The sequence below is a fragment of the Lentibacillus salicampi genome (assembly GCF_004565465.1).
In the GTDB taxonomy this organism is placed as follows: Bacteria; Bacillota; Bacilli; order Bacillales; family Amphibacillaceae; genus Lentibacillus; species Lentibacillus salicampi.
The window spans coordinates 1-13,594 of sequence record NZ_SRHY01000019.1 but is presented as its reverse complement, the minus strand read 5'-3'; the positions used below and the strand labels follow the sequence as shown (position 1 = coordinate 13,594).

Genomic DNA, 13,594 nt, shown 5'->3' with positions numbered 1-13,594 from the left:
CGCATACGTTTTATTGCAAAAGCTTCTCAAGCTCTCGTGCGAATTTTTCCAAATAGACTTTATCTGTTTCATCAAACCGGCTCATAGTCGGGCTGTCGATATCAAGCACACCATAGATTTCATCAGCCACTGACAGCGGTACAACAACTTCTGATTTGCTGGCACTGTCACAAGCAATATGCCCGGGGAATGCCGTGACATCCTCAACAAGCTGTGTGCTGCCTTCCTTAATGGCCGTTCCGCAAACGCCTTTGCCATATTCTATCCGGATGCATGCAGGTAAACCCTGGAATGGCCCAAGCACCAATTCATCGTTCTTCCATAAGTAGAAGCCGACCCAGTTTATATTATCAAGAAATTGATTTAATAAAGCGGATGCGTTCGATAAAATGGCTAAAGCATCCGTTTCATCTTCAGAAAGTGCAGTTAATTGCTTTAATAATAATTCATAATCCTTTATCCGCTGACCGGAATAGGCTGTTGCCTGAAACATTGACATTCATTTCCTTCCATTTATCCCGTTAACGGGTAGTATAGCCCCACGCCGAATGAAGTTTCACTTTAGACTTCGACAAAAAGCTGTGGTAATTGTCGAGCGAAAATTGCAGGGATTTTCCTTATTTCGTCGTAAAATAGAAGTAAGGGGGCGTGTGTTTCGATGAAAAAAAATCCGACGAAACAAAAAGTGATCGATGCCGCATCTTCATTGTTTTTTCAGAATGGTTTCCATGGTACATCAGTAAGGGATATAGCTGATAAAGCCACTGTCAATGTCTCGCTGATCAGTTACTATTTCAAAAGCAAACAAGGGCTTCTTGAGTATGCCGTAACACAATACTATGAGGCTTATCTTGAAACGATTGAAATATCCCGGGAGAAAAATGACTCATTATTACCGTTGGAAAAACTGAAAAAAATGATTAAAGTTATTATACAGTACAAACAGCACAACCATCAATTATCATGTTTTATTCATCGTGAGTTATCGCTGGATTCTGTCTTTGTCCGGGAAATGACAGTCACGTATCTGGCAAAAGAGAACTATGTTATCAGTAATGCCTTTCATGCCATTTTTCCGGATCAGAAAAAACAGCACCTGGATAACCAATTTTTACTGATGCAGTTAAAAGGAATGTTAACAACCCCATATCTGATGCAGTATGAATGGAAAGATCAGGTTGTCGGGGATTTTTCACATGATCAGTTTGTGAAGAATTACACACGGATGGTCGGGAAATGGCTAGATTTTGTGGTGGAGCAAAACAGAGAAGCGATTAGGTGAATTCGGAATATAGGCGGGTCATGTGTCCTGTTTTATTCTTAGTCCAAAAAAATTGTGTCGAAACACGAATTTATTTCATTTTTTTTAGCCAAAAATGCCAATAACGTGGTATTATTAGTATAAGGATGACTATTTTTTGTGGGCAGATTTCTTATACATATATTCAGGGAACAATTCCTCTTATAAGAATGAAGTTAGGGGGGCATTTATGGCGTACATCATCGGAAGTATTCTCGTTATCATTGCAATCACGATCACCGGGTTAATTATAAGGAAAAGGGTTTATGATGTTGTGGATCGTCTGGAAGCCTGGAAAATGGATATTATGAACCGTAATATTGCGGCTGAACTGGCACGTATTAAAAACCTGAATTTATCCGGTGAGACACAGGAAAAATTTGAGTCATGGAAAGAGCGATGGGAATCTATCGTAACAAAAGAACTGCCGGATATTGAGGAGTATTTGTTTGACGCGGAAGAAGCCTCGGACCGGTATCGTTTTCCGAGTGCCAAAAAGACACTGCGTACAGCGGAGCAGACGCTGCAATCTGTTGAGAAAGAAATTGATCAAATGCTGGAAGAGCTCGATCAACTGATGGAATCAGAGGAAGCGGGGCGTAAAGACATCGAAAGGATAGAACCTGATTTAAAAGGTTTACGCAAAAATCTTTCACAGCGCCGCCATCAGTTCGGTAAGGCAGACGTACGGTTTGAAACCGAACTTGACGAGCTGGAGGCAGACCTGGGTCATTACCATGAATTAGTGGATGCCGGCGAGTATTCAGAAGCGCGGAATCTGGTGGAAGCACTGAAGCGGAAATTAGATGATTTAACTTTAGAAATGGAAGAATTCCCGGCCATTTACCAAAAATGTAAGCATGGTTTACCTGAGCAGTTGAATGAATTATTCAAAGGTCTGCGCGATATGAAGAATGACGGCTACCGGATTGAACATCTTGGGTTTGAAAAAGAAGTCCAGCATTTCCAGTACAGGCTTCTCGAATGTATGGGATCCCTGGAAAAAGGTGATACATCAACCGCAAAAGAGATGATCCCTGAAATCGAAGAACGAATGGCCGAAATGTATCAGCTCCTTGAAAAAGAAGCACTGGCAAAAAATTATGTCGATACGAAAATAGCCCCTTATCAAGATGCAGTGACCGAAATGGAACATAAATTCCATGTGACGAAAGAGGAAGTCGAGACATTGCGGGAAAGTTACTATTTTGAAGATGGGGATATGGAAAAATACCTGTCCATCGATAAATCCATGACCAAGTTACGCAATCAGCTGGATGATATAAACGAGTCAATGGAACATGATAGTACAGCACACTCGGAACTGAGAAGTGAACTTGAAAATGGATTCGAGGAACTGGAATCACTCAAAGAAAACCACGAAGCATTTAAGGAACATATCCAAAACTTGCGGAAAGATGAAACCGAAGCTAAGGAAAAATTGACAGATATGAAAAAACAGTTATATCATGTTAATCGCCGGTTGAAGAAAAGTAACATCCCGGGTGTGCCAAGTTTTATCTGGAATAAAATGGATGAGGCGACAGAGCGAAATAATCGGGTTTTTTCAGCATTGGAGAAACAGCCGCTTGATATGACAGAGGTCCAGCATGCGTTATCTGAAGCGAAGACTACCATCGAGTATGTGAGAGAGCAGACCGAAACACTTCTTGATCAGGCCTACTTTACGGAACAGGTTATCCAGTATGCGAACCGTTACCGCAGTCAGGATCCTGCGCTTGCCGGAAAACTGTCGGAAGCAGAGCGCCTATTCCGTTCCTATGAATATGAACTGGCACTTGAACAGGCAGCTAGAGCCGTTGAAGAGGTTGAACCTGGTGCTCTGAAACATATTGAGGAGTTTCAGGAGGCGGCGAATTAACATGAAAACCAATTTCCGTGTCCTTTTACTATTTCTTGGTACAGGTGTTGTAAGTGTGTGGGCTGCCGTATTATTTTTGTTTTTTTTCAATGACCAACCACCGATTAAGGCGGAAACACACAGGAAAGCACAAATTGGTACAACGGAGAATAAAGAAATGGCGTTTGACGGTGAACCGGGTGGATCCGGGAGCGTATATGCCATTCACAAGCAAAAGAAATATCATCCAGGAAAACTTTCCAATATAAATATAACAAACGAATCCGGCAAGGTCTCGATTGACAGGCTGCTGGAGGAATTGAAATTACAGTGAAAACAGATGTAAAGGCTGCCTTTCTGATAAGCAGCCTTGCTTATTGTACAGGGAGTTATGGACATGATTTATTTAGACAACAGTGCAACAACAAAACCAGATCCTTACGTATTAAGTAGTTTTCAGCAGGCATCCGAGCGTTTTTTTGCCAACCCGTCGAGTATCCATCAATTGGGCGGAGAAGCCGAAAGACTGCAGACAAAAGCAAAGGTCCAGGCGGCTGAATTGCTGCACGTGCAGCGTGAAGAGATTGTGTTTACTTCGGGCGGAACAGAGGGTAACAATCTGGCCATTAAAGGTATTGCACTCGAACATCAGGGGCGCGGCAAGCACGTGATCACGACATCTGTTGAGCATTCTTCAGTCGATGAGGCATTTAAAGGTCTGGAGCAGCTGGGATTTGATGTCACGTATTTGCCGGTGGATGACAAAGGTGTCGTTTCTCCCGGTGAATTGAATGACGCCATCAGGGAGGACACGATTCTAATCAGCATCATGCATGTGAATAATGAGCTTGGTTCGATTCAGCCTGTTCAGGAAATTGGCAGAATAGCCAAACAGCATCCCAAGTTATTTTTCCATGTTGACCACGTTCAGGGAATGGGTAAAGTGCCGCTGAAACTTGCTGACAGTGGAATTGACTTATGTACCATTTCGGGCCATAAAATTCATGGATTAAAAGGAACGGGGGTTATCTATGTCAAAAAAGGCACTACTTTATTTCCGTTATTCCATGGCGGCGATCAGGAGGAGGGGATGCGCTCCGGCACTGAAAATCTCGCCGGCGCTGTTTCATTTGTTAAAGCACTACGGCTGGTAACTGAACGGCAAACTACGGGAATCAGGCATATGCGTGAATTGCAGCAGGTGCTGCGACACAATCTGAGTGAGATGGATGGTGTAGAAATTAACACGCCCGAAGAAGCCGCACCCCATATTCTTAATATTTCGGTGCCTGGCTTGAAGCCGGAAGTGATCATTCACACTCTTGGTGATCAGGAAATTTATATATCGACAAAATCCGCTTGTTCATCCAAACAGACAGATGAAAGCAAAATTCTCTCTGCTTGTGGCCACGGTAAAGACCGTTCAGCCTCGGCACTGAGGATCAGTTTGTCCTATGATACAACGGAAGAAGAAATCAGCGTATTTTTGAAAGCATTGTCCGAAGCAATCGATCAATTAAAAGCAATACTGGAGTAGATAATGATGCAATACGATCATATATTAATTCGTTATGGTGAAATAGCCTTAAAAGGCAAAAACAGGAAAAACTTTATTTTACAGCTTCAACGCAATCTTCAGCAGCAATTGAAGGGTTTTCCGGGAACAAACGTGAAACGGACGCAGGGCAGAATGTTTGTGTTATTGAATGGCCATGATCCGGAGCCTGTTATGGAAAAATGCAGTCAGGTATTCGGCATCCAGAGCCTAAGTCTTGCCATAAAAGTCCAAAATGATGAAACGGCCATCAAGGAAGCTGCATTGTGGGCATTAAAAAACGCGACAAACGTCCGGTCGTTCAAAGTTGCCGTGAAGCGAATTGATAAAGCATTTCCGGTACGTTCGCAGGAGATGAACCAGGTTTTGGGCGGATATCTGTTATCCCATACATCTGGCTGTACAGTTAATGTTCATCAGCCTGATTTAGAACTGAAAGTGGAAATCAGAACGGAAGCAACGTATATTACGTCGAGTGTTGTTCCAGGATTGGGTGGACTACCGGTCGGGACTGCAGGGAAAACGTTGCTGTTGTTATCCGGAGGGATTGACAGTCCTGTTGCCGGATTTCTGGCGATGAAACGCGGGGTGGAAATCGAAGCCATTCATTTTCATTCACCGCCATTTACGAGCGAACGCGCTAAGCAAAAGGTTTTGGATTTAGCGGAAAAATTGACCCACTATGGCCATAAGGTTAACGTTCATGTCGTGCCATTCACGAAATTACAGCAGCACATTTTCCGTGAGATGCCCGATAATTATGCGATGACTATTATGCGCCGGATAATGCTGCAAATAAGCGAGCAAGTTTGCAAAAATGAATCAATTTTATCGATGACGACCGGTGAAAGTCTTGGACAGGTCGCCAGCCAGACGATGGAAAGCATGAATGTAATTAATGAAGTAACCGATTATCCGGTTCTCAGGCCGTTAGTGGCCATGGATAAAGAGGATATCATCCGGATTTCCAAAGATATTAATACGTATGATATTTCAATTCGTCCATATGAGGATTGTTGTACAATTTTTGTTCCCAAGTCACCGAAAACGCGTCCAGTTCGGGAAAAAGTGAATTACTTTGAGTCGCAAACTGATTTTTCCGGATTAATAGAGGAAGCAGTGAATGGCATTGAAGTTGTGACATTGACTGGCAAGCGCGAGGCGGAAAAGAAATTTGACGATCTGCTATAATTGATTTGCTGACAACAACTACCAGTTTTAAAATCACCCGATAGTACACACCATAAGTGTACCAAGGAGGTGATTGAATATGCCAAGCAACAACAGTTCAAATCAACTGGTAGTACCTGGTGCAGAGCAAGCTTTAAACCAGATGAAGACTGAAATTGCACAGGAGTTTGGTGTACAACTTGGTGCAGATACTACTTCCCGTGCTAACGGTTCTGTAGGCGGGGAAATTACAAAACGCCTTGTAAACACTGCTGAACAACAATTTGGCGGTAACATGCCACAGTAACAACAACGGATAATAATGGCTAAAGGGCTATCCTTGCGGGGATAGCCCTTATTTTGGTGTCAGAAAAGGGAAGAGTCGTCTGACCTCGGACCTTTAATACGGTTATCCTATAGAAACGTCCGCTTCACCCTATCCCAATACGAGTTATTTTTTAGCTTGACAGTTTTAATGACTTTATCACTCAAGTTGACGGTCAGGTTTTGAATATTTCGGATTGAATAAGCTTCATTGTCCAGCCCGACAACTGGATAATCATTCCCATCCTGCACAATTTCCATTGTTAACGTACGATCTTTATTCAAGACAAACGATGAGCCTAGCGTACGATAACGGTTATTATTAAGTGATGCAATTTCAGACACCTGAAAACATGGTATTTTAGGATCGATGACAGCCCCCTGTGTCGATTTATTATACCCGGTACTGCCTGTTGGTGTGGCCACAATTAGCCCGTCACCGCGGAATGTTTCAAAATGCTTATCATCAATGTGTACATCAATCACGATTGATTTGATGATCGTCGAACGGATACTGGCTTCATTCAGGCATTGGAAAGTGGATTCGCCGTTTACTTGCACATCGATAACCGGAAAACGGCGCACCTCCATCTCTTCATGTTGCATTGTGTGTAACATCCCGTCAAAGTTGTCCATGTTAAAATCGCAGTATAACCCTGACTCATTTGAACGGGTAATGCCGGTATATAAGCAATCCTGGCGAAATCCGGTTTTACGCACAGCCTGCAGGAACGCGCCATCACCTCCAACACTCACAATAACGTTCGCATCATTGGGATTGTCTACGATTTGGAAGTTGTTATCTTTTGCCAGTTTAAATAACGGTTCTAATTTATGCTCAAGGTCATGATCGGCGGGGTAGTAAAAATACAGATTATTCCGGATCGGCATACAATCATCCCTCCATTTATCAATTACCTTTATTCTATCACGCGTTCATATATTAACCCAACTATGTGTAAAAAAGGAAATTTGCGGCATTCTAAGATTTAGGATGTTTTCTAAAGTAATGCTTGTTTTTGACGTAAAATCCATAAACTGCGACATAACTTTGTGAGTATCTTCCTCATTTCTATCGGAGCTATGTGCTGAATCGCCGCTGCGGAAAAATACTCGCGCACCTTAGGGGAACGCTTCAGCCTCCTCGCTCGCAAAGACCGCTCACTGCGGGGTCTTCAGACTGTTCCTTTCCCGCAGGAGTCTCGCATTTTCCCGCAGCTTAGTGTTGTGTTCTGTCCTGGTGAGGAAAACCCCGTTAAATGCTGATTTCAGGTGTTTTAGCCTTTAATATGCAGAACGTGACTGCCAGCGGAGGCAATATACGTAGACTCCTATGGGAACAGCACGCATCCGAAGACCCCGCAGGAAAGCATGGTTCAAAGGCTAAGAACGCCACGTCCTGTGGCAACGCCTTTGTGACCAACGTCCTGTTGGCCCGAGGCCGTGCCCATGTAAAGCGACGAGCCAAAGCTTCCGCCGAATACGCTACGAGTTGCGAGGAGTGCTGCTTCCCGCAATCACTTGCAACACGACGAGCACCAAGTGTATTTCCGCAGCGGCAGTTTAACACTCATGCAACGTTACGTCGCATTTTATCTCAACTACGTAAAAAGCAACAAAATTTACAAAGGGAGCCAAGCTTGAAAGAGGTGAGTGAATGTTGGTTATTGGGATTGTGGGATTTCTTTTTGTTTTGTGTGGTATCATATTATATTCAAGAATTAAAGTGGTCAGCTCCATTACGTTAAATCAGGAAAAGCAAACCATTCGGATAACCTGCTATTTTTACCGGATTCGGCTTTTGGAAAGGTCCATTGATTTAACCGAAGAAACTGATCAGACACTGTCATTTCAGGAGACATCATCACTATTACATAAGGCCAGTCGGGATTTTGTGCAAAAAATAAAGGATTTTCATCAGGCTGCAACCCTTATTTTAGAGCGGCTGCAGGTTCATGAGATTGCCTGGAAAACGGACGTCGGTACCGGTCAAGCACATACAACAGGGATGGCTGCCGGCGGGATATGGAGCACAAAAGGAGCCGTGCTAGGCGTATTGTCTGCTAAAAGCCATTTACATTGCAAACCGTCGATTGTGGTAACACCTCTTTATAACCAAAAATGGATCGGATCGACTTTTGACTGCATGATATCGATAAGAGCGGGGCAAGCTATCTATGCATTGCTGAAAATAATTCGGATATTCTCTGTGAAACGGGAAGCGATCATCTAAGAAGAAGGAGGATAATCATGGATGAACATCCAATACAAGGCTTAATGACAACTGCAATGGAAAATTTGAAGGACATGATTGAGGTTAATACCATCATCGGGGACCCGGTGGAATCTCCTGATGGCAGCATGATCATTCCAGTGTCAAAACTGGGATTCGGGTTTGCAGCGGGTGGAAGTGAATTTAATGGGAACTCCTCCGGTGAATCAGGCGGAACAGATTCCATGCCTTTTGGGGGTGGCAGCGGTGGTGGTGTATCGGTAACACCTGTTGCCTTTTTGATTGTGAATCCAAAAGGCATTAAAATGATTCATCTTGACGAGAATACACACATATATGAAAAAATGATGGATTTTGCGCCTAAAGCAGTAGAAAAGATCCAGCAGTTACTAAAAGAATCGGGGCTGCCGGAAAAGATGAAACAGCAATCCTCTCAGCAAGGGAAAAACGAAAGTCAGGGTAACCAACAGCAGGACAAACAGCAACAGGATCAGCAACATCAGCAGGAGCAAAAACGTAAACGAGATTCGCAACAGTTTGATGATGATTTCGACCAGGATTACGATATTTAAGTCACAATTTTTTCACAGACTTAAGCATCTCTAACAGTGGACATCCATGACCATTCCATTCATAATAAGAGTATATCTTAATATTAGTGAGGGAGGAATGATTTGGATGGCAAATGTTACATTCAACCAGGATCCGGTCACACTGTTGGGAAACGAAATAGCAGTTGGTGATAAGGCACCGGACTTTACCGTTTTGTCCAATGATCTTCAGGAAGTCTCGCTCAGTGATTATCAAGGAAAAGTAAAATTAATCGCTGCTGTACCGTCTCTCGATACAGGCGTTTGCTCTGAAGAGACGAAACGCTTTAATGAAGAAGCAGACAAGCTGGATAATGTCCATGTATTAACCGTCAGTATGGATTTGCCATTTGCCCAGACACGCTGGTGTGCAGCCAATGGGGTCAAGAATCTGGACACATTATCCGATCACCGGGATGCCGATTTCGGTGAAAAATACGGTGTGCTGATTAAAGAACTCCGTCTTCTGGCGCGGGCAGTGTTTGTGGTTGATTCGAATGATCAGATCACGTATGTGGAATATGTCAGTGAGGCCACGAACTTTCCTGACTATGACAGTGCTTTGCAAGCAGCACAAAAAGCAGAATAAGTTACCTGTGTCTCTCCTGTTGCTGAACCTGGCAGGGGAGCTTTTTATTTTTGGATCCGTTAATCATTTGATACAATAGAAACGCTTTGTGAGACAACGGATCGGAGGATTTGTGACATGGAAAAGTCGAACGTGGAGCAATTATTTGAAGCGATTGATCATTTAACAAATACTGTCCAGGACTCAATGAATGAAACGTATTTGGACAGTCTGACCATAACACTTGATAGTTTGTTTTACCAGGAACCTCCCGAGAATATGGACCATAGTTTAACAGAGAAATTGCAGCTGATACCAGACATAACGGGCTACGATGTTGTGGAAATTCGAAAAGCTGTTCAACTGGCCATCTTAAAAGGGATGAAAGGTGCTACCCAGCAGCAACATTTAATGACGCCGGAAACGGTCGCCATGTTTGCCGGTTATTTGGCTGAAAAGGTTACAAAAGGAGAAGAGAATGTTCGAGTGTTTGACCCTGCTGGCGGAACGGGGAATCTCTTAATGACCGTCGTTGAGCAGCTGGCCAATCTGCAACATGTGGCGGCGGGGGAAGTCGATCAGACCCTGATAAAGCTTGCCGTATTGAATGCCAACCTCCAGCGGAAAGAAATCGAGTTTTTCCATCAGGACAGTTTGCGGCCATTTTTGATGGACCCGGTTGATTTAGTTGTCAGTGATTTGCCGGTTGGCTATTATCCTGATGATATCCGGGCGGGCGATTATCAATTGAAGGCAGACGAGGGCCATTCGTATGCCCATCATTTATTTATCGAACAAAGCATGAATTATACGAAAGCGGGCGGCTATTTAATTTTTGTTATTCCGGAGTTTCTTTTCGACAGTGACGGGTCTGATAAACTGCATGCCTATCTTCAGGAGAATGCCCATATGATCGGCGTTTTGCAGTTGCCGGAATCAGCATTCAAATCAGATAAGAACCGGAAAAGTATCTTGATGCTGCAAAAGAAAGGACCGGACACTACTGCCCTCAAACAACCATTGTTAGTTCAAGTTCCGTCGTTTAAAAATACGAAAGCCATGAACGATATCTTAGCACAGATGAATCATTGGTTTTCTGAAAATCTGAATATGTAACAGCATGAAGGAGGTTCATAAGGATGTCTAATGTACTGGCCATCAATGCGGGTAGTTCCTCGCTGAAATTCCAGTTAATTCGCATGCCTGAGGAAACCGTTTTGGCAAAAGGGCTCATTGAGCGAATCGGGCTTTCCGATTCGATTTTTACAATTGAAGTGGGTGGTGAGAAAGACCGATCAACAATCGATATACCGGACCATGAAACAGCAGTCAAGCAGTTACTTGAGAAACTTAAATCGTCCAGGGTCATTGAATCCTTGGATGAAATCAATGCGGTTGGCCATCGTGTTGTCCACGGTGGTGAAAAGTTCAGTGATTCGGTTGTTATAACGGAGAACGTCATTCAAACGATTGAAGAGGTCTCCGAGCTGGCACCGCTGCATAACCCGGCAAATTTAACTGGTATACGTGCGTTTCAGGAAATTTTACCGGATGTGACAATGGTTGCTGTGTTTGATACGGCATTTCATCAATCGATGCCGGAGAAGTCATATTTGTACAGTCTGCCATATGAGTATTATCAGGAATATGGTATCCGTAAATATGGTTTTCATGGCACATCTCATAAATATGTCTCGCAGCGTGCATCTGAAATGTTGGGCTTGCCTGTGAACCAGTTACGTTTAATTTCCTGTCATTTAGGAAACGGGGCAAGCATTGCTGCCATCGATAAAGGTATATCAATTGATACATCGATGGGATTCACACCATTGGCGGGTGTTACTATGGGGACGCGGTCAGGAAATATTGATCCCGCTTTGATTCCATATATTATGGATAAAACGGGAAAAAGTGCTGAGGAAGTCGTCACGGTTCTAAACAAAAAAAGTGGCATGCTTGCATTGTCCGGATTTTCAAGTGACTTACGTGATATTGAGCAGCAGGCAGGTGAAAATGACCGTGCTGAATTGGCATTGGACGTTTTTGCGGAACGTATTCACAAATATCTCGGGTCGTATGCTGCCAGAATGTCTGGTGTCGATGCGATCATTTTTACAGCAGGTGTTGGTGAGAATAGTGATGTGATCCGGGAAAAGGTATTGAACGGCCTTGAATTTATGGGAGTCTATTGGGATCCTTCCCGCAATAAATTCCGCGGAAAAGAGGCATTCATTAATTATCCGCACTCACCGGTCAAAGTCATGGTTATTCCGACGAATGAAGAAGTTATGATTGTGCAGGACACGGTACGGCTGACGGCGTTATCTTAAAGGGGGAGGATGTTTTGTCAGTTCAGCAGCATAAGCGAGGGGCAGAACCGGTCAATTGTATGATCTTAACGGTAAGTGATACAAGAACGCTGGAAACAGATAAAAGCGGCAATGTGATGGCCGATTTATTGGCCGAAGCGGGTCATGTTGTCAGTGAATGGGCGATTGTTCCTGATGAAAACAGTGTCATCCGGTCAAAAATATTAGATGGCTGTAACAAGAAAAATGTGGATATCGTCTTAACGAATGGCGGCACAGGTATTGCCCATCGTGATGTAACGATTGAGACGGTACAGCCGATGCTCGATAAGGAAATGACCGGTTTTGGTGAGCTTTTCCGTATGCTAAGCTACCAGGAAGATATTGGTTCCGCTGCGTTGTTATCAAGAGCGATTGCCGGTGTGATTGGCAGTACTGCCATATTTGCAACGCCTGGCTCATCAGGTGCTGTGAAATTAGCCATGAACAAGCTGATTGTTCCGGAAATAGCGCATGTCGCACATGAATTGAAAAAAGACGTCCGGTAATGCTGCCACGATCGCAAGCCGGACGTTTTATTTTTCATTGGTAATAAAACATTACCCAATGACAGCTAACTTGAGTATGGCAGGCAGCGGCATCACACCGCGCCAGCAGAGCGCACATGGAGCTGTAACAATGCGCTCTAATGTATCAGCGGACAACCAGTACATCACAGCTGGCATAGCGTGTAATGCTTTCGGAAACACTGCCTATCAGGAAGCGTTCGACGGCTCCCATACCTGTTGCGCCACAAATAATCAAATCGGCTCCGAAGTTTCCTGCGATGTCCTTGGCGATCTTTACTTTAGGTGAACCGTACTCCACACACCTGACTAAATTGGTGATCCCGGCTGCTTTCGCATTTTCCACGTAACCGTCTACGAGATCTTTCGCATATTCTTCGGAGCGTTCAGCGAGCGTTCGGTCGTATGCTTCCGCTGTTGCAAATGTCCGTGAATCAACGACATGCGCTAATATCATACGGGCATTATTCCGTGTGACAATATCCAGCGCTTTACGGAATGCCTTTTCAGAAGCTTCAGAACCGTCAACTGCAACGACAATATGTTTGTATTCAGAATCCACGTTTCAGCCCCACCTTTTCTAATGAGATGTTGTTCAAAAAGTCCGGTAAACATGACGCATCAAATTTCTTGGTCCTTTCATCTTCCTTTTTGAGCTCGTACTATTAGTTTAATACCCGTTTTAGCTTTATGACAACCGCATTTACCAAAACTGGAAATATAAATTGCTTTTTTTGTGTACTGATTGTGAACATACTAAGACTGGAGGTGATGATATTGGCTAAACAAAATAAATTATTTGAAGACAAAAAAGGCATTTCAACAGTACGAAATCAATTGTTCGAAAGCTATCAGAGCGGTGTCATTGAAGATAAAGAAAACCTTTCCAATAACAGGAGCATTCACACGTATAACAACCAAAAAAAATAATGCGAATCAATCCATCCGAATAGGGTGGATTGATTTTCTGCCTCATACGATTATATTATGTTATAATAATTAAGGAAAGAATTGCAGTTGAGCCAGAAAAAAACAGAACATCTTTTCAGTTCTGTTTTTTAGGTTCAATTGCAATTTTTCCTATTGAACAATAGTCGCAAACCCACTTTTCTATCATT

Annotated in this window: 16 protein-coding genes; 13 read left to right on the top strand and 3 right to left on the bottom strand. The window is 43.4% G+C overall.

The features are described from left to right. Positions 1–10: 10 nt before the first annotated feature. Positions 11–493, bottom strand: a complete 483-nt coding sequence (locus tag E4U82_RS11500) for a GAF domain-containing protein (RefSeq protein WP_135110374.1) — start codon at positions 491–493, stop codon at positions 11–13. Between the two features lie 165 nt (positions 494–658). On the opposite strand from E4U82_RS11500, the gene refZ reads away from it, so the two are divergent. The 6 genes from refZ to E4U82_RS11470 all read left to right on the top strand — a co-directional run bounded on the left by refZ (position 659) and on the right by E4U82_RS11470 (position 6,193). Next, positions 659–1,282 (top strand): forespore capture DNA-binding protein RefZ, encoded by a 624-nt coding sequence (gene refZ / locus E4U82_RS11495; protein WP_135110331.1) that lies wholly within the window; start codon positions 659–661, stop codon positions 1,280–1,282. 208 nt (positions 1,283–1,490) lie between these two features. Beyond that, a complete protein-coding gene (gene ezrA / locus E4U82_RS11490; RefSeq protein WP_135110330.1) occupies positions 1,491–3,182 on the top strand; it encodes a septation ring formation regulator EzrA in 1,692 nt (563 codons plus the stop codon). Position 3,183: 1 nt separating this feature from the next. Then, positions 3,184–3,495, top strand: coding sequence for a hypothetical protein (locus E4U82_RS11485; RefSeq protein WP_135110329.1), 312 nt, complete (start codon positions 3,184–3,186; stop codon positions 3,493–3,495). Between the two features lie 63 nt (positions 3,496–3,558). Further along, on the top strand, positions 3,559–4,698 hold the full coding sequence (locus E4U82_RS11480) for a cysteine desulfurase family protein (RefSeq protein ID WP_135110328.1): 1,140 nt from the start codon (positions 3,559–3,561) through the stop codon (positions 4,696–4,698). A 6-nt stretch (positions 4,699–4,704) separates the two neighbouring features. After that, complete coding sequence (thiI, locus tag E4U82_RS11475) at positions 4,705–5,907, top strand: tRNA uracil 4-sulfurtransferase ThiI (RefSeq protein ID WP_135110327.1); 1,203 nt, start codon at positions 4,705–4,707, stop codon at positions 5,905–5,907. Between the two features lie 79 nt (positions 5,908–5,986). After that, positions 5,987–6,193: an alpha/beta-type small acid-soluble spore protein gene (locus tag E4U82_RS11470; RefSeq protein ID WP_090081903.1), complete on the top strand. Its 207-nt coding sequence runs from the start codon at positions 5,987–5,989 to the stop codon at positions 6,191–6,193. A gap of 107 nt (positions 6,194–6,300) precedes the next feature. Here the strand turns inward: E4U82_RS11470 and E4U82_RS11465 are convergent, their stop codons facing one another. After that, positions 6,301–7,101 carry an NAD kinase gene (locus tag E4U82_RS11465; RefSeq protein WP_135110326.1) on the bottom strand — a complete coding sequence of 267 codons (801 nt, stop codon included), beginning with the start codon at positions 7,099–7,101 and terminating at the stop codon, positions 6,301–6,303. Positions 7,102–7,867: 766 nt separating this feature from the next. Here E4U82_RS11465 and E4U82_RS11460 point away from each other — a divergent pair. The 6 genes from E4U82_RS11460 (at position 7,868) to E4U82_RS11435 (ending at position 12,458) form a co-directional block, all read left to right on the top strand. After that, a complete protein-coding gene (locus tag E4U82_RS11460) occupies positions 7,868–8,443 on the top strand; it encodes a DUF2953 domain-containing protein (RefSeq protein WP_135110325.1) in 576 nt (191 codons plus the stop codon). A gap of 17 nt (positions 8,444–8,460) precedes the next feature. Further along, on the top strand, positions 8,461–9,015 hold the full coding sequence (gene ytfJ, locus E4U82_RS11455; RefSeq protein ID WP_135110324.1) for a GerW family sporulation protein: 555 nt from the start codon (positions 8,461–8,463) through the stop codon (positions 9,013–9,015). Positions 9,016–9,121: 106 nt separating this feature from the next. Next, entirely contained in the window at positions 9,122–9,622 is a 501-nt protein-coding gene (gene tpx, locus E4U82_RS11450; protein ID WP_135110323.1) for a thiol peroxidase, read from the top strand. A gap of 117 nt (positions 9,623–9,739) precedes the next feature. Continuing rightward, complete coding sequence (locus E4U82_RS11445; RefSeq protein WP_135110322.1) at positions 9,740–10,717, top strand: class I SAM-dependent methyltransferase; 978 nt, start codon at positions 9,740–9,742, stop codon at positions 10,715–10,717. A 23-nt stretch (positions 10,718–10,740) separates the two neighbouring features. Further along, positions 10,741–11,931, top strand: a complete 1,191-nt coding sequence (locus E4U82_RS11440; protein WP_135110321.1) for an acetate kinase — start codon at positions 10,741–10,743, stop codon at positions 11,929–11,931. A gap of 14 nt (positions 11,932–11,945) precedes the next feature. Next, complete coding sequence (locus E4U82_RS11435; RefSeq protein ID WP_135110320.1) at positions 11,946–12,458, top strand: MogA/MoaB family molybdenum cofactor biosynthesis protein; 513 nt, start codon at positions 11,946–11,948, stop codon at positions 12,456–12,458. 145 nt (positions 12,459–12,603) lie between these two features. Here the strand turns inward: E4U82_RS11435 and E4U82_RS11430 are convergent, their stop codons facing one another. After that, positions 12,604–13,038: a universal stress protein gene (locus tag E4U82_RS11430; protein WP_135110319.1), complete on the bottom strand. Its 435-nt coding sequence runs from the start codon at positions 13,036–13,038 to the stop codon at positions 12,604–12,606. Between the two features lie 215 nt (positions 13,039–13,253). On the opposite strand from E4U82_RS11430, the gene E4U82_RS11425 reads away from it, so the two are divergent. Next, entirely contained in the window at positions 13,254–13,406 is a 153-nt protein-coding gene (locus E4U82_RS11425; protein WP_167751393.1) for a hypothetical protein, read from the top strand. Positions 13,407–13,594: the final 188 nt, after the last annotated feature.

What these genes read in the sequence shown, in the direction of transcription:
- E4U82_RS11500 (WP_135110374.1), bottom strand. Translation starts at nt 493, where the DNA reads ATGTTTCAGGCAACAGCCTATTCCGGTCAGCGGATAAAGGATTATGAA.
- thiI (WP_135110327.1), top strand. Translation starts at nt 4,705, where the DNA reads ATGCAATACGATCATATATTAATTCGTTATGGTGAAATAGCCTTAAAA.
- ytfJ (WP_135110324.1), top strand. Translation starts at nt 8,461, where the DNA reads ATGGATGAACATCCAATACAAGGCTTAATGACAACTGCAATGGAAAAT.
- tpx (WP_135110323.1), top strand. Translation starts at nt 9,122, where the DNA reads ATGGCAAATGTTACATTCAACCAGGATCCGGTCACACTGTTGGGAAAC.
- refZ (WP_135110331.1), top strand. Translation starts at nt 659, where the DNA reads ATGAAAAAAAATCCGACGAAACAAAAAGTGATCGATGCCGCATCTTCA.
- E4U82_RS11465 (WP_135110326.1), bottom strand. Translation starts at nt 7,101, where the DNA reads ATGCCGATCCGGAATAATCTGTATTTTTACTACCCCGCCGATCATGAC.
- E4U82_RS11460 (WP_135110325.1), top strand. Translation starts at nt 7,868, where the DNA reads ATGTTGGTTATTGGGATTGTGGGATTTCTTTTTGTTTTGTGTGGTATC.
- E4U82_RS11480 (WP_135110328.1), top strand. Translation starts at nt 3,559, where the DNA reads ATGATTTATTTAGACAACAGTGCAACAACAAAACCAGATCCTTACGTA.
- E4U82_RS11485 (WP_135110329.1), top strand. Translation starts at nt 3,184, where the DNA reads ATGAAAACCAATTTCCGTGTCCTTTTACTATTTCTTGGTACAGGTGTT.
- E4U82_RS11440 (WP_135110321.1), top strand. Translation starts at nt 10,741, where the DNA reads ATGTCTAATGTACTGGCCATCAATGCGGGTAGTTCCTCGCTGAAATTC.
- E4U82_RS11445 (WP_135110322.1), top strand. Translation starts at nt 9,740, where the DNA reads ATGGAAAAGTCGAACGTGGAGCAATTATTTGAAGCGATTGATCATTTA.
- ezrA (WP_135110330.1), top strand. Translation starts at nt 1,491, where the DNA reads ATGGCGTACATCATCGGAAGTATTCTCGTTATCATTGCAATCACGATC.
- E4U82_RS11470 (WP_090081903.1), top strand. Translation starts at nt 5,987, where the DNA reads ATGCCAAGCAACAACAGTTCAAATCAACTGGTAGTACCTGGTGCAGAG.